The sequence below is a fragment of the Geobacillus sp. FJAT-46040 genome (assembly GCF_002335725.1).
Lineage (GTDB): Bacteria > Bacillota > Bacilli > Bacillales > Anoxybacillaceae > Geobacillus > Geobacillus thermoleovorans.
Genome location: NZ_NISS01000001.1, coordinates 3,335,620 through 3,354,660, shown reverse-complemented (window position 1 = coordinate 3,354,660; position 19,041 = coordinate 3,335,620). Strand labels below are relative to the sequence as shown.

The 19,041-nt window shown below is 49.9% G+C and carries 19 protein-coding genes and 7 pseudogenes; 7 read left to right on the top strand and 19 right to left on the bottom strand.

The genetic code is table 11. The features are described from left to right. Positions 1–187: ATP-binding protein (locus CD000_RS17870; protein ID WP_158225560.1), on the top strand; the 187-nt coding region annotated here is incomplete at its 5' end. 55 nt (positions 188–242) lie between these two features. On the opposite strand, the pseudogene CD000_RS19635 reads toward CD000_RS17870, so the two are convergent. The 7 genes and pseudogenes from CD000_RS19635 to CD000_RS17835 form a co-directional block, all read right to left on the bottom strand. Beyond that, positions 243–353: pseudogene (locus tag CD000_RS19635) on the bottom strand (DNA mismatch repair protein MutT); the annotation flags it as partial. 102 nt (positions 354–455) lie between these two features. Next, entirely contained in the window at positions 456–1,925 is a 1,470-nt protein-coding gene (locus tag CD000_RS17860; RefSeq protein ID WP_096226202.1) for a transposase, read from the bottom strand. Between the two features lie 188 nt (positions 1,926–2,113). After that, positions 2,114–2,767 carry an ABC transporter ATP-binding protein gene (locus CD000_RS17855; RefSeq protein WP_012749282.1) on the bottom strand — a complete coding sequence of 218 codons (654 nt, stop codon included), beginning with the start codon at positions 2,765–2,767 and terminating at the stop codon, positions 2,114–2,116. Positions 2,768–2,779: 12 nt separating this feature from the next. Continuing rightward, a complete protein-coding gene (locus CD000_RS17850; protein ID WP_012749283.1) occupies positions 2,780–3,481 on the bottom strand; it encodes a hypothetical protein in 702 nt (233 codons plus the stop codon). Continuing rightward, a complete protein-coding gene (locus CD000_RS17845; protein ID WP_012749284.1) occupies positions 3,478–4,218 on the bottom strand; it encodes a hypothetical protein in 741 nt (246 codons plus the stop codon). The genes CD000_RS17850 and CD000_RS17845 overlap by 4 nt, the downstream gene beginning before the upstream one ends. Further along, the gene (locus CD000_RS17840; protein WP_012749285.1) at positions 4,202–5,083 is read right to left on the bottom strand and encodes an NADH dehydrogenase; all 882 of its coding nucleotides are present in this window, start codon (positions 5,081–5,083) and stop codon (positions 4,202–4,204) included. The genes CD000_RS17845 and CD000_RS17840 overlap by 17 nt, the downstream gene beginning before the upstream one ends. Positions 5,084–5,205: 122 nt before the next feature. Then, complete coding sequence (locus CD000_RS17835) at positions 5,206–5,595, bottom strand: hypothetical protein (protein WP_096226201.1); 390 nt, start codon at positions 5,593–5,595, stop codon at positions 5,206–5,208. A gap of 675 nt (positions 5,596–6,270) precedes the next feature. Here CD000_RS17835 and CD000_RS17830 point away from each other — a divergent pair. Together CD000_RS17830 and CD000_RS17820 are read left to right on the top strand one after the other, a co-directional pair. Next, a pseudogene (locus CD000_RS17830) lies at positions 6,271–6,552 on the top strand (FAD-dependent oxidoreductase); the annotation flags it as partial. A gap of 404 nt (positions 6,553–6,956) precedes the next feature. Then, positions 6,957–7,236 (top strand): annotated as a pseudogene (locus CD000_RS17820) (pyridine nucleotide-disulfide oxidoreductase); the annotation flags it as partial. Between the two features lie 138 nt (positions 7,237–7,374). Here CD000_RS17820 and CD000_RS17815 read toward each other — a convergent pair. The 9 genes and pseudogenes from CD000_RS17815 to CD000_RS17770 all read right to left on the bottom strand — a co-directional run. Continuing rightward, the gene (locus CD000_RS17815; RefSeq protein ID WP_033011501.1) at positions 7,375–7,842 is read right to left on the bottom strand and encodes a flavin reductase family protein; all 468 of its coding nucleotides are present in this window, start codon (positions 7,840–7,842) and stop codon (positions 7,375–7,377) included. Positions 7,843–8,789: 947 nt separating this feature from the next. Further along, positions 8,790–10,742, bottom strand: a complete 1,953-nt coding sequence (locus tag CD000_RS17805) for a TRAP transporter permease (protein WP_094239176.1) — start codon at positions 10,740–10,742, stop codon at positions 8,790–8,792. Then, the gene (locus tag CD000_RS17800; RefSeq protein WP_033008917.1) at positions 10,735–11,232 is read right to left on the bottom strand and encodes a DUF1850 domain-containing protein; all 498 of its coding nucleotides are present in this window, start codon (positions 11,230–11,232) and stop codon (positions 10,735–10,737) included. The genes CD000_RS17805 and CD000_RS17800 overlap by 8 nt, the downstream gene beginning before the upstream one ends. Before the next feature lie 78 nt (positions 11,233–11,310). Beyond that, positions 11,311–12,312, bottom strand: coding sequence for a TAXI family TRAP transporter solute-binding subunit (locus CD000_RS17795; RefSeq protein ID WP_096226200.1), 1,002 nt, complete (start codon positions 12,310–12,312; stop codon positions 11,311–11,313). Positions 12,313–12,414: 102 nt separating this feature from the next. Continuing rightward, a complete protein-coding gene (locus CD000_RS17790) occupies positions 12,415–12,624 on the bottom strand; it encodes a hypothetical protein (RefSeq protein ID WP_080729557.1) in 210 nt (69 codons plus the stop codon). Further along, entirely contained in the window at positions 12,617–13,135 is a 519-nt protein-coding gene (locus CD000_RS19335) for a flavin reductase family protein (RefSeq protein ID WP_233130484.1), read from the bottom strand. Before CD000_RS19335 ends, CD000_RS17790 begins: the two co-directional genes overlap by 8 nt. A gap of 251 nt (positions 13,136–13,386) precedes the next feature. Next, a complete protein-coding gene (locus CD000_RS17780) occupies positions 13,387–14,034 on the bottom strand; it encodes a GntR family transcriptional regulator (protein ID WP_096226199.1) in 648 nt (215 codons plus the stop codon). A gap of 39 nt (positions 14,035–14,073) precedes the next feature. Beyond that, positions 14,074–14,457 (bottom strand): annotated as a pseudogene (locus CD000_RS18925) (aldehyde dehydrogenase family protein); the annotation flags it as partial. A 439-nt stretch (positions 14,458–14,896) separates the two neighbouring features. Beyond that, a pseudogene (locus CD000_RS17770) lies at positions 14,897–15,178 on the bottom strand (4-hydroxyphenylacetate 3-hydroxylase N-terminal domain-containing protein); the annotation flags it as partial. On the opposite strand from CD000_RS17770, the pseudogene CD000_RS19500 reads away from it, so the two are divergent. After that, positions 15,176–15,439, top strand: a pseudogene (locus CD000_RS19500) (LysR family transcriptional regulator); the annotation flags it as partial. The pseudogenes CD000_RS17770 and CD000_RS19500 overlap by 3 nt on opposite strands. 17 nt (positions 15,440–15,456) lie before the next feature. Here CD000_RS19500 and CD000_RS17760 read toward each other — a convergent pair. From CD000_RS17760 to CD000_RS17750, 3 genes are all read right to left on the bottom strand, one after another. Further along, positions 15,457–16,356, bottom strand: coding sequence for a manganese catalase family protein (locus CD000_RS17760; RefSeq protein ID WP_044743771.1), 900 nt, complete (start codon positions 16,354–16,356; stop codon positions 15,457–15,459). A 21-nt stretch (positions 16,357–16,377) separates the two neighbouring features. After that, positions 16,378–16,614: a YuzF family protein gene (locus tag CD000_RS17755; protein WP_096226198.1), complete on the bottom strand. Its 237-nt coding sequence runs from the start codon at positions 16,612–16,614 to the stop codon at positions 16,378–16,380. A gap of 272 nt (positions 16,615–16,886) precedes the next feature. Further along, the gene (locus tag CD000_RS17750; RefSeq protein ID WP_096226197.1) at positions 16,887–18,062 is read right to left on the bottom strand and encodes a helix-turn-helix domain-containing protein; all 1,176 of its coding nucleotides are present in this window, start codon (positions 18,060–18,062) and stop codon (positions 16,887–16,889) included. 226 nt (positions 18,063–18,288) lie between these two features. Between CD000_RS17750 and CD000_RS17745 the strand changes: the two genes are divergently transcribed. The 3 genes and pseudogenes from CD000_RS17745 to CD000_RS17740 form a co-directional block, all read left to right on the top strand. After that, a complete protein-coding gene (locus CD000_RS17745; protein ID WP_233130483.1) occupies positions 18,289–18,552 on the top strand; it encodes a hypothetical protein in 264 nt (87 codons plus the stop codon). 16 nt (positions 18,553–18,568) lie between these two features. Further along, positions 18,569–18,745, top strand: a complete 177-nt coding sequence (locus tag CD000_RS18590) for a hypothetical protein (protein WP_158225559.1) — start codon at positions 18,569–18,571, stop codon at positions 18,743–18,745. A 121-nt stretch (positions 18,746–18,866) separates the two neighbouring features. Next, positions 18,867–19,041 (top strand): annotated as a pseudogene (locus CD000_RS17740) (IS701 family transposase); the annotation flags it as partial.

Sequence of the window (19,041 nt, the reverse complement as noted above, 5' to 3'; positions counted from 1 at the left end):
GCATGCCCCGATTATCCTCACCTCCAACAAAAGCTTTGGGGAATGGGGAGAAATCGTGGGAGACTCGGTTTTGGCGACAGCGATGTTAGATCGATTACTGCATCATTCCATCATTTTCAACCTAAAGGGGGAAAGCTATCGATTACGGGAAAAGAGGCTCCAAGAAGAAAAACAGAAGGATCAATGAAAGGTCCTTCTGGGGAATTTTAAACCGGCGATTTTGGGGAAAAAATAATCGGCCTTGACACCCATAACACTTTGTTTCCTACAACATCTTTAAATTCAAACTTTTGAAGAAGAATTTTATTAAATTCATTCACTATCACCGCTCTAGAACATTTGCGTATTCTCATTGAATTTCTCCTCTGGCTTTAAATTTTCCCTTGATCTTCAATGATCTTCTTAATCCAATTGTGCAAACCGGTTCAACATCGCTGTCACTAACAATGAATCCCCTAAAAGGCCGGTGAATTAATGGGGCATAGACTTCCCACATGTCGAATTTTGGAGGCCATTCTCCCCGCCGTTTGGCGCCAAAGGATGGGAAGACGAGCAGGACTTCCTGCTCCCAATTCCGGTTTTGCGCACGCCAAAGAGCCGGTCCTCCCTCGTTTTTTTCGAAACCGGCACAATCGCTTCAGATTTTGCACGACGGCGGTCAACAGCGCCTGTTCTTCCATGGCGTAAAGACCCCGGCTTCGGGCCCGGTCCAGCCCATGACATTCCTTCCCTTCGGCGAACACATGCTCACAACGCGTGCGAAGGGCTTGAATGGATCGATAGCCGCCCTGTTGCTGAATGAGCCTCGCTTGATTGCGAATCTGAACGTCTCGGATTTTCGCCTGGCGCTTTGCTTCCTGAGCGGGATTCTCCGCCCGGCGCTTCCAGGTTGGAATCTCCTCCATCTCCTTGCGGCGCAGCGACACGAGCGGTGTGATGCCTTGAACGAAGAGCGCTTCCAGATACTCGGTGGTGCCATACGCTTTGTCCGCGGACAAGGTCCGAATCGTAATCGACGGGTGGCGAAACTGAATCGAAGCCAGCTGCTCCAAACTCGTCTCCCGCTCCGCCGTTCCAGTGGCTAGGCTGGCCCGTCTGGATAAAATCACGCACGACTGGACATCGATGACGTCGTGCACCAGATACCGAGGATACGCTTCCTGCCCTTTGCCTTTCTTGTACAACCGGGCATCCGGATCCGTCACGCTTCGATGGGTCCGGTTGGAAAACGTGGCTCCACGGAAGTTTCCCCGTTCTTCGGCATGGACGCGTTCCCCTGATTTTGGAGACGGAGAGGGTGGGTCGTCATCCGGATCCCGGGCCTCGGTCTGTTCATCTTCCCGGGCAGTGCGGGCCAGATAGTCTTCCAACGTCTCCACCGGAGCGAGCTTGACCTCCCGCAAGCTGTGGATCGAGGCATTCGCCCGCACTTGGGTGCCGTCAGCCGCCGCATGGACATCCGGCGAGACCAACCCCGCCGCGATGCATTGATCCACCACATAGGTCATCAGCCGGTCAAAGATTCCATGTTGGCGCCAGCGTTTCCGTGTTTTGACGAGCGTCGTTCGATCCGGCAGTGTGGGGTGATGAGGATCCGGATGGAGCACGGATTCAAAGTCGAGACCGCAAAACCACAAGTATCCGGCATGCATGGGGAGGATCTCATACAACTCCCGCTCAGAGTGGTCGAACAAATACGAGAGCAGCATTAGGCGAAGCAGCCGTTCCGGATCCGACGCCGGGCGACCCGTTTTTTCCGTGTACAGGGGAGCCACCCAATCGTGAATGACGGAAACGTCAACCGCTTCGTTGATTTGGCGCAAGATATGATGTGGAGGAACCAGTTCTTCCATGTCGATGACTTGAAACAGACGAGGCTGAGTCGAAGGGTTTTTGGGGGCTTTCATGATCCGCTCACGCTCCATTCCAACGATTTTTCTTCCTTTTTCAACATAAGCCCCCTAAATCCCTGCCTCAGGGTGTACTTTTTTCACCGGCCTTCTAGACATTCCTCTTTTTGATTGTCCAATGAACACCGGAGCGGCACTTCGTACAGTTGCTTGTTCAAGATGATCGCACCCCTCGCGAATTTTTACATAACGCGCATTATAGATCATCCTACAGTCATATGGGTCATACCAGTAATCGCCCCTTCATTCATCGAATACACTTGGTGACATAATGACTGTATGTCCACCTTGTTGTGAGACGTCAATAAAATCGTGCAGCCCCTTTTGTTTTCTTCCCTGATAATCTCATACACCTTGTCTACAGATTTTTCATCCAGGCCATTCATTGGTTCATCGAGCAATATAAGTTGCGGCTTCTCCATAATGCACTGCGCGATGGCCAGTCTTTGTCTCATTCCGAGAGAATACGCCTTCACCGGCCTTTTATCATGCGGATCCAATCCCACTCTCTCGATCGCCTCTTTCACCTCACTCTCTCCGATTTTTTTCTGAATCATGGCTAAAAAATTTAAATTATCGAATCCTGAGTATTGTTCAAGGAAACCTGGTTTTTCCAACAAAACTGCGATATCGCTCGGAAACGATACGTCTTTATGCAACGTCTGGCCAAATACTGCTACCGTGCCGCTGGACGGCTTCACAAGTCCGCTTATGACTCGAAATAACATCGTTTTCCCAGATCCGTTCGGCCCGACGAATCCATAAATCTTTCCTCTCTCCAACTCTAAGTTGATATTGCGCAAAACTTCTCTCCCTTTTATCGTTTTTGAAACATTGGACAAGACGATCGCATTCATATCGCAAACCTCCTAGATATAATCCGCGTTCTTCACTCTCTTTATCGTCAGATACCCGAACACACCGATCAACAAGAGCTCCACGAACAGAGCCGACCACAACATAGGGCCGCCCCGCAAGAGATCCACCATGCTGTAGTACAAAGGAACAAAAGCCATCGGCCTCTTTACGCCTACAAAAAACAAAGCGAGAATGATGGCATTCGCCAGGTGATTCGTCGCATGCACCTTCAACAACATCCACACGCTGGCATGCCAATACAAATTCACTGCGATGCAAACGAACATGAGCACTAGTGAACGGTCAAACGAAAAAGCCATATGCGACACACAGAGACCGAAAACGCTGGCGATCAAAAACGCTGCCAACACATACACCAATGTAAACAGAACGCCAACCAGCAGCCTGGCCATCGTGTACGATGTCGTATCCCGCAACAAGATCCATAGTTTATATTCAAAAGATTTATCTCTTGTTTTCCAAATGATTTGGAGCAACACGACATATCCGAAACAAAACATCAACCAATACATCCAATTCGATATCGTCACCGACCCAAATAAACGAACGAGCGACTCGGATAGGTGTTTGGAAGAAAACGCCTCTGATCGGATAGACATCATCGTTCCTAACAACGGAAATAGGATGCATGTGATCCATACCCTTTTCAAGTCAACCTTGATGAGTGTGAACTCCAAAGACATCGGTTTCATAAGAGATCATCCTGAACATAATAATTTTTATAGTTTGACGAAAAACGAACTATATTGATCAACATCATGATGATCAAGGCTAAAAAAATCATTGTCCAAACTGGAGAGACTCTTTCACTTATGTAGAATACGTAAGGAATCACCCGGGCAGTGAACATATCCAATATGGCCAGCGTCATGACCGTCATGACGCTGAGAAAGCGTTTCGCCCAAAGATCCGTTAGTGCCACAAAAATCAATCCGAATATGGTGGTGACAAAAAAGTACATGAAGAGAAAATAAAGGAATGAACTTTTGTCATCACTGTGTGGCACATATAAAAAAACAGCATGGTAGTGCTTCATGTTTGGATATACCACATATTTCACAAACGCTGTACATAATCCGCCTACTACGGCAACAACGAGAGACACAAGCCCCGCGAAAACGATGACCAATAGCGCTTTATGCATCCCGATCTGTCCCCGAGTGCGGTATCTTCTTAGCACAATCCAAATATTGGTTTGAAGCGTTGAACCTAAAAGAAATAAAAAAGCAGGCAGATGAAAAAATTCATACCGATAGAGCAAGACAAAATCTTTTAGGCTATGCCACTTCGCAATAGTGCTCGATCCCCATGGAAGGGTGGCTGCGATCATCAACAAGGCCATAACCCCAAGAACCGTTTTGATGACGGTTCGATGCAGCTGCACATCTTGCCAGACAAAATCGAAGTTCTGTTTACAGAACATCCTCATTCTTCTTCACTCCATACCAAAATACCCCTAAGGCCATCATGAATTGGAGAGCGAACACGATGACGATTTTATGATAAGACAGTCCCTCTACTGGTTGTGACGGAACTAAGAAATTAAATGGGTCCCAGCCCAACTTGTTCGTGATCGTCAACACCGCCCAACAAACCATATAAATGATTTGCGGCAACAACGTGATCAAATATCGATTCTTCATCACTAACGAAAACGCCAAACCAAGGCAAACATAACCGCCGGCAAATAGCCCCCCGATCACGTAATAAACGAATATGTACCAGTAAGGCGAGATCGCAAGCAAAGACGAAAAGAGCGTTTTCTTTTCCCCCTCAAATGAATTATCTGGCAACTGCAGCGTCCCATCCATGAGCTGCCTGTATGCATGCGAAAAACTCGAATAATCCCAATGGTTGGTCAAAAGGTTCACGAGCACAACCCCAAGAAGAAGAGGAAGAAGAAATAAGAAAAACGCGCTGATATAGGCAAACAAAAATTTCCTCCGGTAATATACGCCTCTACCCATTCGCGTTAATTGGTAATGAAGATTTCCACTGCTTTGGTCTCGATAAATCGAATCCGCTAATGGGATCGATAACAATAATGGAAAAAGGAAGTAGTATAAGGCTGAAAGCACGTTAAAACTATAGCCTCCTAGACCAATCCATGCGAAGTGGGGCGATGTCAAGGCGAGAACATTCTGATTGTGATGATAGATTCGTTGGAGCAACTTCACATGTTCGTTGTATTCTTTCACTCCCGTCACGACGGCGCCAATGACGAGAAACAGCAGGCACGCTGCGCCGATGTAAAAATTCTTGTTCTTGACCATTTTTAATAACTCTGCATACATGCTATCCTCTCCCTATATCTTTTGGGGCTATTCCCCTTCGCCACCTTCGTGGCGAAGGGGAATAGCTCGACGAAGGAAACGGCTCTCTCCAAAATGCAGTTGATCATATCCGCTTGAGCCGATCACTTATCAGGATAGAATTTACCCGCAATATCAACAGTGACATAAGTGAAGGATGCATTTTCCGCAACTAATGAAACTTTTTTACCAACAGCACTTTGATCTACAGTAAAATAGCGAGTGTCATTATCCGTTACATTCAGCGCGGTTGCCGACACTTTCTTCGAGCCTTGCTGAATCCATATATTCGCTTTATATCCTTGTCCAACGACCGAATTTTCCACTTTGCTTTGGCTGTTCGTCGCTTTATTTGCGCTCGCTAATTCCGTGTCAGCTCCAAAGCGCGGGAGAACTGTAGCATAGGTAACATAGGACGCTGCGCTAACTCCCCCTACCACAATTAATGAGATAAAAGCAATCAAAGTAGTAACCATTTTAATTTTTTCCTTCATGATTCGATCTCCTCTCCCTAGAAATATTTTCTCTAAATAATCGATTTTCCTTAAGCTAAATTAGGTTGTACAATGTTGTCTTGCTTTTTGACAACAATGTCCAAATCAAAATCATCAAACTTAGCCATCCTTCACTCCCCCTTTCCCTCTTGGTATCTATCATTAACTACTGATGATGAAAGGATTCACAATCCAACAAATTATTCAATCCTTTCTCATCAAATAGTTAATGTCAAAACTAAAAAACTTCTTTTCGGTACTTAACGTAGATAGACCTTTTTGACTTGAACGTTCATAAGAGAAAAACTCCTTTACGTTCCTTGTGTGTCAAGGATTCACTCGACATCGGAACGAAAAAATCCTCCCGATTTTCGTCGAGAGGGTGCGAAATGTGAGCTGTATTATTTTTGCACAACCATTTTCATCCCGCACTGGCAAAGCAATGAATGTTTCAGCCGCCGAATAGGCTGGCGGCATTGTTCACAAATCATCGTCTTGTTCATCGATCTTTCTCCCCTTTGCACTCCTTCTACATTCTATTATACACACTTTTTGTTTATAGTAAATATAAATTAAAAATTATTATCAATTGATAGTGCGGATGATTTGGTCCCGCTTCCCATTTGTGCTACACTCATAGTGTTAATATTCTAACAAATAAAGGGAGGATGCACGATGTACGACATCGCCATCATCGGCGCCGGGCCTGCAGGGGCAAGCGCCGCCATTTTCGCCGCCAAAGCCGGGAAGAGAACGGTCTTGTTTGACAGCGACAAAGGCATGACAAAGCGCGCTTGGGTAGAAAACCATTACGGCGTTCCGCAAATCAGCGGCCCGGAATTGGTCGAAACCGGGAAAAAGCAAGCCGCAAAATTCGGAGCAGAATTGGTGGAAGCACAAGTGACGGATGTGCAAAAAACAGACGGGGGATTCCGTCTCGAAACAGAAGCTGGATCCTGTCAACTACCCCCACTTAGCTAACGCTTGAAGTGGGGGCTTGCAACTCCCCAGAAGTACAAGCGGACTTCGTCCTCCTTCCTTGACTTGGGGTTGCATCAGGGCAGGTTGACAACTACCCAACGACGCAGGTCATGCCTGCATCGTTACCGATTCTCTCGGTGTGTCTGTTGGCAGTACTTGGCTTCCACACACAACAGACGGATCTACGCTCGATGTTTTACGGTTACAACGTTTCCTGTAACCAACTCCATACATCGAGTAACAGTTATTGGAGTGCCTTTATTAAACGGTTTTCTCCACGCCTTTATTCTATCATACACAAAAGAAAAGGGGAACGCGCATTCCTCTCCCACTTACTCCCTTTGGTCGTTGAAGTGGGAGTCTCCTGCGCGAAATAGGATGAAACGAAACACGTCATCTTCGCCACCGGTTTGGCGACCGATTTAGCGAAAAAAATCGTCCTGCGCACCAAACCGGGTACGGAGCCGCGCATTAAAACGATGCTTGACGTCGACGCCAACGGCAAGACGAACATCGACGGCCATTTGGGCGGCCGGGACGGTCGCTGGCGTCAGCGTCCATACGATCATCACAGCGGGCGACGGTGCGAAAGTCGCCATCAACGTCATCAGCGAGCTGAACGGCGAACGGTACGTCGATCACGATGTATTGAAAAAATAACAACGAAGGTGTCCCAAACAGCGGGACACCTTTTCTAAATAGCGCCATGGAAACGGCCGAAATGCAAGATGACGGGCCTGAAACGTCTGTCGCGTCGTCCCCGCATGACAATAGCGGCCCCGATCCATCCAAGGGCGCTTATTGTCCAATGCTCCGGTACTTCCCTTCAAAAAACAAGAGCGGGTCGCCCGGTTCGTCTTTCATCAAAATATCGGTCACTTCCCCAAAGTAAAGCGTATGATCGCCGGCCACGTACGTGCTGTGGACGTTGCATAAAATATTCGCCAACGCCTCCGGCAAAATCGGATGGCCGTTCACCCAATCAAACGAAACGGGGCGCTCTTCTTTCAACTGGCCGGCAAACAAGCGCGACAACTCCTCTTGATCGCGCCGCAAAATGTTGACGGCAAATTTCCCCGTTTGCTTGACAATGTCATGCATTCGCGCTTTATGGCCAATGGAGACGACGACAAGTTTCGGGTCGAGCGAAACGGACATAAACGCGTTCGCCGTCATTCCTTTCGCTTCCCCTTGAAACGCGGTCGTCACAACCGTCACGCCGGTTGCGAATTTCCCCATCGCGTTGCGGAATGTGCGGTCATCCATACGTTCTCCCATCCTTCCCTTTTCATCATCTAGCTGTGATTGGCTGCTCCCGGAAGGCCGGTGAAAAACTGCGATGTCCTTCCATCAATGATTTTTATTGCTCAAAAACAGACGTTCTCAGTCAACTACCCCCACTTCGCTAACGCTTGAAGTGGGGGCTTGCCACTCCCCAGAAGTGCAAACGGACTTCGTCCTCCTTCCTTGACTTGGGGTTGCATCAGGGGGCAGGTTGACGACTACCCAACGACACAGGTCATGCCTGCATCGTTACCGATTCTCTCGGTGTGTCTGTTGGCAGTACTTGGCTTCCACACACAACAGACAGACCTACGCTCGATGTTTTACGGTTGCAACGTTTCCTGCAACCAACTCCATACATCGAGCAGCAGTTTATTGGAGTGCCTTTATTTAACGGTTTTCTCCACGCCTTTATTCTATCATACACAAAAGAAAGGGGGAACGCGCATTCCTCTCCCACTTACTTCCTTTGGTCGTTGAAGTGGGAGTCTCGTGCGCGAAATAGGATGAAAGAAATACCTTTTTCCATTTGCCGTTTTCAATCACCGGCCCACTAGGGGGGCAGTTCTCAGCCGCTCAGGTGCATGTTGCAAGCAAGCCGCTGACCGGAAAGCCAGCCAAATCTATCCCCATCATAGCAAAAACCAAACAAGGAAACAACGACAGAACCCTTTACGCTTCCCTTCGTTCCGAAGGTGTCCGTTCTAGCCATATTCTACCCTATTCGTTGGCTAACGCCAACCGACATTCATCTCCCACCTACCCACTGGGTTACACCCTTCGCGTTCCTTGAGGTGGGAGACTTCTTTCGGAAATCCGTTAAAATCAGCTCTTCTCTCACAACAGAAAACACCGATTGAGCGAAAATCATGGTTTTTCACCAGCCTTCTAGATGAGCGCCTGCCTTTCGGTTTGTTCAAATCAGACTTTTATGACGCCGTTTTCTGCGTCCGTTCCCGTCTTCCGGCTGCATATTGAATGGCAAACATGGCAGCAAATAAGACCAATCCAACGATATCGCTGATTTTTTCTGGATAAATCAGCAGCAATCCTGTCACAACCGCCATGGCGCGTTCAAGAATGTTGAGCTTCCGGTACCAAAAGCCGATCATTCCCGCGCTGATGGCGAGCATGCCGATAAATGCCGAGAATACGACCCAAATCAAATACGGAACGGTCGTGTCAATCATGAGCAAGGCCGGTGAAAGCACGAACATGTACGGGATGATAAACGCCGAAATGGCGAGTTTCGTGGCGATGACCCCGGTCCGCAGCGGGCTTCCTCCGGAAATGCCGGCGGCCGCAAACGCCGCCAACGCCACCGGCGGTGTAATGTCGGCGACAATGCCAAAGTAAAACACGAACAAATGCGCAGCCAGCTCCGGCACGCCGGATGCGATGATCGCCGGCGCCGCGATCGTCGAAGTGATGACGTAGTTGGCCGTTGTTGGCGAACCCATGCCGAGAATGAGCGAAGTCAGCATCGTGAAAAAGAGCGTCAACAGCAAAACGCCGTTTGACAAATCGATCAAGCCGTTTGCCATTTTCAAGCCAAGGCCGGTTTTCGTCACGACCCCGACGATGATGCCGGCTGCGGCGGTCGCCGCCGCCACGGACAGCGCGCTTCTCGCCCCGTCGACTAGCGCGTCAATGATGTCGCGCCACCCCAGCCGCGTTTCCTTTTTCAAGCCGCTGACGACAATGATCGCCACGATCGACCAGAGCGCCGCCCGCATCACGCTCATCCCGCTCATCAGCAGCAAAATGACAACGATGATCGGAACGAGCAAGTAGATTTTTCCGAGCACTTCTTTCCGGTTCGGCATTTCTTCCTCTGTCAACCCGCGCAGCCCGATTCGCTTCGCTTCAAAGTGCGTCATCATCCAAATGCCGGAAAAATATAGAATCGCTGGAATCGCCGCTGCTTTTGCGATCTCCCAATACGAAATGCCGCCGATAAACTCCACCATCAAAAACGCCGCCGCTCCCATGACCGGGGGCATGAGCTGGCCGCCGGTGGACGATGTCGCCTCCACAGCGCCGGCAAACTCTTTTCCATATCCGAGACGTTTCATCATCGGAATCGTAAACGCCCCGGACGTCACGACGTTCGCCACCGAGCTGCCGCTGATCGTTCCTTGCAGCGCGCTTGAGAACACCGCCACCTTCGCCGGACCGCCGATTCGCTTCCCGGCGACAACGAGCGCCAAGTCATTAAAATACTCCCCGACACCCGTTTTCACTAAGAAGGCGCCAAACAACAAGAAGACGAAAATGTATGTCGCCGACACGTACAGCGGCGTGCCGAAAATGCCTTCCGTCGTAAAAAACATCGTTTTGACGAGCCCTTCCAAATCAACGCCCCGATGAGCCAAAAATCCCGGCATATACGGCCCGAAATACGCATACAGCAAAAATAGCGAGGCGATGATCGTAATCGGCAGCCCGACCGCCCGCCTCGTCGCCTCAAGCACAAGCAGCACGGCGACCAAACCGACCGTAAAGTCAAGCGGCGTCATAATGCCGATGCGTTGGACGATGTCATCGAGCATCAGCGGCAAATATGCGCCGACCCCGATCGACAACAGCGACAAAAGGATATTCACGATGCCGACGTCGGCGCGATGAAGATGTTTTTTCCGCGCCGGAAACAATAAAAAGATAAGCGACAAGGCAAACCCTAAATGGATCGACAATAAAATTTGTTTTGGAAGCGTTTGAAAAATCGAAGCATATAACTGAAAGAGTGAAAATGAAAGCAGCCCGAAAAAGGCAATCCAGCCAAGCGGCCCTTTCAATTTGCGCGTCGCTGCTTCCGGATCATATTTTTCCAGCAATTGTTGCTGCTCCTCTGCGGATAGCTGTTCAAACTTCTCAGTCAAACAAGTTCACTCCCTTCCAGCATTGAACCAATGATAGTCGTGTCACCTTGATGCGGACAATGGAGCCGGGAGGGATGACTGTTTTTAATGTCACCATCTTCCCTTCATAAACGACGCGATGGTTGGCGACAACCCGCCCAATGCTCAACAAGATGGATGGAAATTTGCGCTCCATGCCGGTAATATAGTATTTTCCATTCCGAAGCGTAAATGTCTCCCCTGGCGCCGCGTTCGCCGGCATCCCGACCGCCGTATCCTCATAGGTGAGAGCGATTTGTTCAATCGTCCCGTCAGCCAACACCTTATACGTTTCCTCGACATCTGAACGGTGGATCGAATGCGTATAGCGAATCGCGAACGTATCCCCTTGAGAAATCGGGATATACGCAGCGACCCGGCCATCCTTTTCAAACGCCAGCACCTGGCGGAAAGGAAGGAAGAAGACTGCAACCGCCAGAAGTGCACTGACCGCTGCGAACCATTTTCGCATCAGCCGCCCCCCTTCGTGGCCGGCGGAAATAAGGAAGGGCTGGCGCCATGAACCCGGCCAGTCCTTCCCGTGACACCGTTATTCCGCTTTAACTCCTTTTTCATCAAAGTATTTCTTCGCCCCCGGGTGAAGCTCGATCGACATGCCATCCAGCGCATTTTCCAGCTTGATTTGCTGGGCTTTGGCATGTTTGACCTTATCCAAGTTTTCAAAAATCGCTTTCGTCACGTTGTAGACCGTGTCTTCCGGCAAATCCGCCCGAGCGACGAGCATCGCGCGCACGGCGACCGTCGGAACCGCTTCCGCTAGCTTATACGTCCCTTGAGGCACTTCATCTTTCGCATAGTACGGGTATTTTTCAATCAGCGCATTGATTTTGTCTTCAGCGATCGGCACAATCACAACGTCTTCCGTCGCTGACAAGCCTTCCACCGCTCCCGTCGGCGTTCCCGCCGTAATAAAAGCGGCGTCAATCGTGCCATCTTGGATGCCGGAGACGGAATCATCAAACGACAAGTTGCGCACTTCAATATCATCAAACGTCATGCCGTGAACTTCCAAAATTTGCTCCGCATTTGCCCGCGTCCCCGAGCCCGCTTCCCCGACAGAAACGACTTTCCCTTTTAAATCCTCAACGGACTGAATGCCCGATTTTTTCGTAGTGACAATTTGAATCGTTTCCGGGTAAAGGGTCGCGATCCCTTTCACGCTTTCAATTTTCTCTTTAAACATTAATTTTCCTTCCGTCGCGTATGTCGCGATGTCAGTTTGCGCAAACGCAATTTCCGCATCGCCCGCATCCAAAATCGCCATGTTTTCCGCCGATGCCCCCGAAGTGATGGCATTGGCGTCGATGCCCGTTTCATCTTTGATAATATCGGCAAAGGCCCCGCCAAGCGGATAATACGTTCCGCCTGTCCCGCCAGTGGCAATGCTGAGGAATTTCACGTCGCCGCCTTGCTTCCCATCGGCCCCTTCTTGCTTTGTCCCTCCATTGCCGTTACCGTTTCCACAAGCGCCAAGCAACAGCGACAGAGAAAGAACAGTCATTGCGCGCGCAAACCACTTTCGCTTCTTCATCGTCATCATCTCCTTTGCTATTTTCGGTTTCCCTTTATGATTATATTGCACCAAACATATTTTCACAACGATCATATTATTTCCTTAGTTCTGTTTTTCTATTTAATCATGCAGAACAGCAGGGAAAACCCCACACTTTCCGACCAAACCGTGGTTGCAGAAGGAAGCAAAGTTCAAGTTTTGCAAAGCTTCCCTATTTGACAAAATCCGGATTTCACCCCGCATTCCCTCATAAATCATCAGTTCGTTATCACTAAACAACAGATAACCTGCCGGCTGTCCGCCGGCCATCACGACTGTCTCATCATGCATGATCAACACTCCTGTACTTCCCTTCAAAAAATAAGAGTGGGGCACCCGGTTCGTCTTTCATCAAAATATCGGTCACTTCCCCAAAGTAAAGCGTATGATCGCCGGCGACGTATGAACTGTGGACGTTGCATAACATATTCGCCAACGCCTCCGGCAAAATCGGATGGCCGTTCACCCATTCAAATGAAACCGGTCGTTCTTCCTTCAACTGGCCGGCAAACAAGCGCGACAACTCCTCTTGGCCGCGCGTCAAAATGTTAATGGCAAACTTCCCTGTTTGTTTGATGATGTCATGCATTCTCGCTTTATGGCCAATTTTCTTTCCATCAATGCCGCCTTGCTTGTTCCATTGCTCAACGAGCATTTTGACCGTCTCCATCTCCGGTTTGCCAAGCGGGGCCGCCCCGCCGGAAGCCGAAAAAATGGCGCCAATTTTGATTTCATCCTCTCCTCCCGATGTCGCCGTCTTCCCACAGGCGGCAAGGAACATGAGCAACAATGCCGCCAGCAATCGAGACATTCCTTTTTTCAGGTTCATCACCACAACATGTACTTGACAAGCGATACGTTCTCCTGAACAAGGATGTGCAAAAATCATTGATTTACTGATTTTTCCTCACAAGCGTAAGTGGGGCATGTTATGAAAAAATCAAGCACAACTTTTGGTGAAGAGCCTTTTTTCATCTTTTTTTGACCCCTTTTACATTGACAACGCTTTCAAATCATCATTCTCCCGCCAGGCCTCCACCCGGCGGAAGAAGATCAGCGCCGCCGCTTAAACGCTTCGGCGGTGTTGATTTTGTGTTGACGAACGTATTGTTCGATTTCATGCGGCGGCGCCTGTTCACGCAACAGACGGATGATCTCTCTATGTTCTTCGATCGATGCTTTCGCCCGCTGCGGCACAAAGGTGAAGCCGTAGGCGCGGATGCGCTTCATCCGCTGCCAAATTTGCTTGATTTGCTCTTCGAGGTAGGCGTTGCCGCAATGGACGTAAATCAAGGAATGAAATTCATAGTTCAGCTCGCTGAACCGTTCCAGCTCCAGCTCTTCAAGCGCCCGCTCCATCCGTTCGTTCAACCGCTCAAGCTCGTTGATCGCCTCCTTCGTCAAATTGGCGGAGCCAAGCGCGGTCGCATAGCCTTCCAGCACAGCCAACACCGACAGCGTCTCGATATATTCTTTCTCGTTGATGTTGCTCACAACGGCGCCCGTATACGGTTTGAACTCGACAAGCCCTTCCGCTTCAAGCTGGCGGATCGCCTCCCGCACCGGGATGATGCTGAGTCCAAGCTCGCGGGCGATTTGGTCGATGACGACCCGGTATCCCGGGCCATAGACGCCGTTTTCAATGCGAGAAAGAATATACTCGTAAGCCAATTGGGTTTTGTTTTTCGCTTTCGTTTCCATACGTTTATCATATACTAGATCGTATACATTGACTAGCCATTATGCCTGTTCGGCAGACAAGGCGGTCTGTTTCTCCCCTTTGCCGAATGCGGGGATTGGCGGATCGCCGACCGCGACGTGGACAACTTGCACTTCCGTATAGAAATCAAAGCCGTAATGCCCGCCTTCGCGGCCGATGCCGCTGTATTTCGTCCCGCCAAACGGGATGCGCAAATCGCGGACGTTCGGTGAATTGACCCACGCCATCCCGCTTTCGATCGCCTGGGCGACGCGGTGGCCGCGCTTCATGTCGTTCGTCCAGACGTACGCCGCCAATCCGTACTTCACATCGTTCGCCAACCGAATGGCCTCTTCTTCACTCGTGAAAGACATGACGGCCATGACCGGTCCGAAAATCTCTTCCTGCGCCACTTTCATCCTATTTCGCGCAGGAGACTCCCACTTCAACGACCAAAGGGAGTAAGTGGGAGAGGAATGCGCGTTCCCCTTTTCTTTTGTGTATGATAGAATAAAGGCGTGGAGAAAACCGTTTAATAAAGGCACTCCAATAACGGCTACTCGATGTATGGAGTTGGTTACAGGAAACGTTGTAACCGTAAAACATCGAGCGTAGATCCGTCTGTTGTGTGTGGAAGCCAAGTACTGCCAACAGACACACCGAGAGAATCGGTAACGATGCAGGCATGACCTGCGTCGTTGGGTAGTTGTCAACCTGCCCTGATGCAACCCCAAGTCAAGGAAGGAGGACGAAGTCCGCTTGTACTTCTGGGGAGTTGCAAGCCCCCACTTCAAGCGTTAGCTAAGTGGGGGTAGTTGACATCGTTGCGGCAGTTAAGCAATAATGTCGGGGGCACAAAGTTGCCGCGCTCCGCCCGTAGTCAAACGCCTCGCGGCAAATGAACTTCACACCCGGCGTGTTGTTTGGAATCGCAAAGGCGAGTGCATATGGATCTTCACCGGACGACGATTTTTTCACGGTCGACGGAAACACTAAAATTTCATCGGTAATCCCGCCTTGCGTCGCCAACAGGCGGATGCCGCTGACGATGATCCCGTCTTTCCGCCGTTCGACCAAATGGAGCGGCACATCGGCGTCTTTCTGCTCACGAAGCGCCTTGCCGCGGTTCATTTGCGGATGGATGAGCTTCATATCGCCCAGCCGCCGCTCAGCCAGCAGCTGAAGCAGCTCGAAGAAGAGCTCGGCGTTCCGTTGTTTGACCGGAAGGCGAAAAAAATGGAGCTCACCGCACCAGGCAAAGCGTTTTACGAAAAGGCGAAACGGCTGCTCGCCCAGCTGGATGACGCCGTAGCGGAAGTAAAAGAAATCGAAGAGGGAACGGCGGGAACGCTGTCGATCGGCTGCGTCAAATCGTGCTTTTACTATTGGCTTTCCAAAAAAATCAGGCGCCGTTAGGCGCCTCATCACAACCCTGCCGACCGCTGCAGCCGCTTGGCGATTTCCAAAAAATCTTCGGCCGAAATCCCGGGAGCGAATTCTTCCGGCACTTCGTCCAAATCGGGGATCGCCCCCCCTTGGGGCGCTCCTTCGACCACCTCGAGCGGCTGGCCGTCGCTTGGATGGGTTCCTTTCCAAATGCGGACGATTTCTTTGTAATAGCGATCGCTGAACGTATAAAGTCGGCGGTGGACGCCTTGATCCTCATACTTTCTCGCCGCATCGAACACGCGGTTATCGAGGTTCGGGATTGGCAGAAGCTTCGTCACATCAACGCCCGTCGCCACTTCCAACGCCTTGGCGTACGCCAAAACATGAACGCCCCCGCGCACAAGCAAGTAGCCGATCATCTCGCGGGCGGTAGGGTGGTCCGTCATTTCATAGACGCGCATTTTATGCGTGCGCGCTCCGCATTCAAGGAAAAAGTTGTGAAGCAAATCCAAAATCAAGTTGCCGCTGTTGAACACGTACTCCCCCGTCCACGCCTTCCCCATCGAATCGCCGGGAAACGCCGTCTGCGCCGTCGCGATAAAATGATACGTATTGCGCTTGTCTTTCGCATCCTTCATCGGCGCTATATCCGGATCACCTGGATGGGTGGAGCCGGTCAAGCAAAGGTTGATCGCATTGGACACGAGCTCCACATGGCCAAACTCTTCGGCGGTGATGCTCGCCACCAACTCGTAAAACGGGCGCAGCTTCTGTTTTTGCCGAAAATTGAATGACTGAAACAAATAATTGTTTAACGTCGACATTTCTCCGAAACGGCCGCCAAGCAGCTCCTGGACAGCGGCAGCCGCATTGGGGTCCGCGTATTTGGGCTTCGGCAATTCAATCGCCAGCCGGTCGATCCGCTGAAATACCACGATTCTTTTCCTCCTTTTCCATTAATCGCTAAGGAGAACAGACACCACTTGCGCCAAGCGGATGTAATAAACCGCCTGATTCGCTGAGATGACGATATGGTCTGGCTTCACATCCCTCACCGTTCCTTGGATCGAACCGCGGACGGTTTCCACTACCACTTCTTTGCCGTTCAAAGCTTGGAAAGCGTGGTACACATACGGGTCAACCAGGGCAATGAGCTGCGGTGACGAAGCATGGGACACGTAGGGCTGGTTCATTCTCATTTCCTCCCTTTTGATGCGTTGAAGAAGATTCCCTTTTATCCATATGCCGCCCCATGCAGAACAATGACAAAAAAACCCAACGTCGAGAAAAGAAAGCGGCCTGATGCTCAAGGACATTCAAGCCGCTTCCAAAGATGTTTACGCCGCTAGAAAGCGGCGAATGCTCGGAATCTTTTGCACCACAAAACGGTCAAACAGCCAAAAAACAGTGATCAATCGGCGAAAATGGTGTGAAATGAAACGGCCGGACAGACTAGTCCGCCTCGTCATCCAATCAACCCAAGACGCAGCGCTTTTGCCACCGCTTCCGTACGATTTTTCGCGTTGAGTTTCCTTAAGGCGCTGGAAATGTAGTCGCGCACCGTAAATTCGCTCAAATAAAGCTGACAGGCCGCTTCCAATGTCGAGGCTCCGTCGGCGAGCAGCTTCAAAATCTCGATTTCTCTTGGCGACAAGGATTCCGCCATCCCTTCCCATTCTTTTTTTGGCGCCTTGATCCATTTCAACAGCAACTCCCCCGCGCTTTGGCCAAATTTCATCAGCGCGGGAAACAGGCGGCGGTCAACGGCAAAGAAGCGGCCCGGTCCGCGGTCGAGAACGACGCCTCCAATCATCCGCCCTTCCGTCGGCACATACACCGGAACGATCACCAGCGAGGCCAAACCGAACAGGTCCACATACAGGCGCGGAAACTGTTCGCTCGCCCTCGGCACATAAATCGGACGAAAATGGCGAAACTCATGCACTTCCGCTTTCAATTTCCCCACACTTTCTTTCAACATCGGAATGCTGTCCAATTCCACGCGCAAGCGCTGAATTTGCCCGTTGTCCACGCCATACCCGTGCAGGCCGATGGCTGTGCTCTCCTGATTGACAAATTGAAACAGAGCGCAGCGGGTGAAAGGAAGAAAATAAGAAAAACCAAAACAAATATGCGCCGCCGATTCCTCAAACGTCTGCGCCCGCAAAATCCATTCGTTAAACAAAATGACGGCGTCTTTCCACAAGGATTCTTTTTTCCACGCGGAATCGCTACTGAGTTTGAATGATTGTTCATTCACTTCATACAACAACCATTCATTCCATTTGAAAAACAAATACCGCACGGCTGGGTGCAGCGCAGCAGCCGCTGACGCATGCGCCTTCAACACTTGATGAACCGTATTTTCCATTAAATTCAGGGAAAATATGACCATCTCCGGATGAAACGCCGCAATGCGTTCGAGCTGCCCATTCGCTGGATGTTCACCCCCGTACGGGAGCAATCTTGCCTGAACGAATGCGCATAGCGTCGAAAACACCTCTTGAACCCGCGCATTCCGCTTGCCAAGCGCCTCGCCGATCCGTTTCCATTCCCGGTTCAATTCCGCCGCATACCTATGCAAGATGTCGGCCGCTTCATGAAGCAAACGAAGCAAGTGATCATTTAATTCCTTCGACATCCCCATCCTCCCCCCGCATCCCCGCTAGTTATCGACTACTTTGATCATCTACTTTCTTAATTCGATCGGTCAATTCCTTCTTTTGCCCGTCACGGTTGTCCAACAGCACTAAAAAAATCCGACAAACATAGGGATTTAATGGAATGCATAATTGTCATAAAATTTAAACAGATTTAATAAAGCGCTTACAGCGCTGATCATTCAAAAAAGGGGGAGGAGAAACGCCATGGAAATGGCAACAAAACCGGTCATCATTGGGGGGCGCACGGCGAAAAAGCCGCTGATCGCCGCACTGTTGGGAGGGTTCCTGCTGTTAGGCGCCTTGCTGTCGATCTTCGGGCTGACAGGCGTCGCCTATGCCGTACCAATCAGCGGGGTCGGCGAATTTACCGTTCAATTTGACAAACTGAACGGCAGCGGGTATAAATTTAATTGGAAAAAATTCGGTAATTTATTTGTTACGGGGGGGATTAATAGGTATATATGGTAGAGGAATAACTAGTTATATGACCAAGTCTCAAATAGCTAAAGCAGGTCAGTTTGCCTGGGATGTCACATATGCGGCAAAAGAATATATATTATTGCAAGCAGCAGGGGGAGACCCTATCACATGGTCTGGACTAGTTAACGCTATTTGGAATAAGGCTAAAGGATATCTAGGTTTTTTAAAGAAATTAAAGTAACTGTAGATGAGCAAATTCACTGACATAAATTGACAACTAAACAAAAAAGGAGACATGAACCGGACTCCTTGGGTAAAATAGATGTGCTCAAAACCCATTCACACAAGGAGGTTCATGTCTCATGAATAGATTAGCACATCACCAAGGAATCCACAAGTTTTTCTTCACGCTGGGGTTGACGCTGCAGCTTTCCAAACCGGTCATCAAGCATCTCATTCATATTGTCGATGCCTTGACCACCAAGGGATTCTCGGGAACATTGACTGATATTCATTACTGGAGCTTTCATCCGAATC

Bases quoted from the DNA above. Each gene is read 5' to 3' on its own strand.
- CD000_RS17755 (WP_096226198.1), bottom strand. From the start codon at position 16,614: ATGAACCAGCCCTACGTGTCCCATGCTTCGTCACCGCAGCTCATTGCC.
- CD000_RS17815 (WP_033011501.1), bottom strand. From the start codon at position 7,842: ATGGATGACCGCACATTCCGCAACGCGATGGGGAAATTCGCAACCGGC.
- CD000_RS17800 (WP_033008917.1), bottom strand. From the start codon at position 11,232: ATGCGAAAATGGTTCGCAGCGGTCAGTGCACTTCTGGCGGTTGCAGTC.
- CD000_RS17795 (WP_096226200.1), bottom strand. From the start codon at position 12,312: ATGAAGAAGCGAAAGTGGTTTGCGCGCGCAATGACTGTTCTTTCTCTG.
- CD000_RS17790 (WP_080729557.1), bottom strand. From the start codon at position 12,624: ATGCATGATGAGACAGTCGTGATGGCCGGCGGACAGCCGGCAGGTTAT.
- CD000_RS17780 (WP_096226199.1), bottom strand. From the start codon at position 14,034: ATGGAAACGAAAGCGAAAAACAAAACCCAATTGGCTTACGAGTATATT.
- CD000_RS17840 (WP_012749285.1), bottom strand. From the start codon at position 5,083: ATGTATGCAGAGTTATTAAAAATGGTCAAGAACAAGAATTTTTACATC.
- CD000_RS18590 (WP_158225559.1), top strand. From the start codon at position 18,569: ATGACCAAGTCTCAAATAGCTAAAGCAGGTCAGTTTGCCTGGGATGTC.
- CD000_RS17860 (WP_096226202.1), bottom strand. From the start codon at position 1,925: ATGGAGCGTGAGCGGATCATGAAAGCCCCCAAAAACCCTTCGACTCAG.
- CD000_RS17745 (WP_233130483.1), top strand. From the start codon at position 18,289: ATGGAAATGGCAACAAAACCGGTCATCATTGGGGGGCGCACGGCGAAA.
- CD000_RS17845 (WP_012749284.1), bottom strand. From the start codon at position 4,218: ATGAGGATGTTCTGTAAACAGAACTTCGATTTTGTCTGGCAAGATGTG.
- CD000_RS17855 (WP_012749282.1), bottom strand. From the start codon at position 2,767: ATGAATGCGATCGTCTTGTCCAATGTTTCAAAAACGATAAAAGGGAGA.
- CD000_RS17750 (WP_096226197.1), bottom strand. From the start codon at position 18,062: ATGTCGAAGGAATTAAATGATCACTTGCTTCGTTTGCTTCATGAAGCG.
- CD000_RS17835 (WP_096226201.1), bottom strand. From the start codon at position 5,595: ATGAAGGAAAAAATTAAAATGGTTACTACTTTGATTGCTTTTATCTCA.
- CD000_RS17850 (WP_012749283.1), bottom strand. From the start codon at position 3,481: ATGAAACCGATGTCTTTGGAGTTCACACTCATCAAGGTTGACTTGAAA.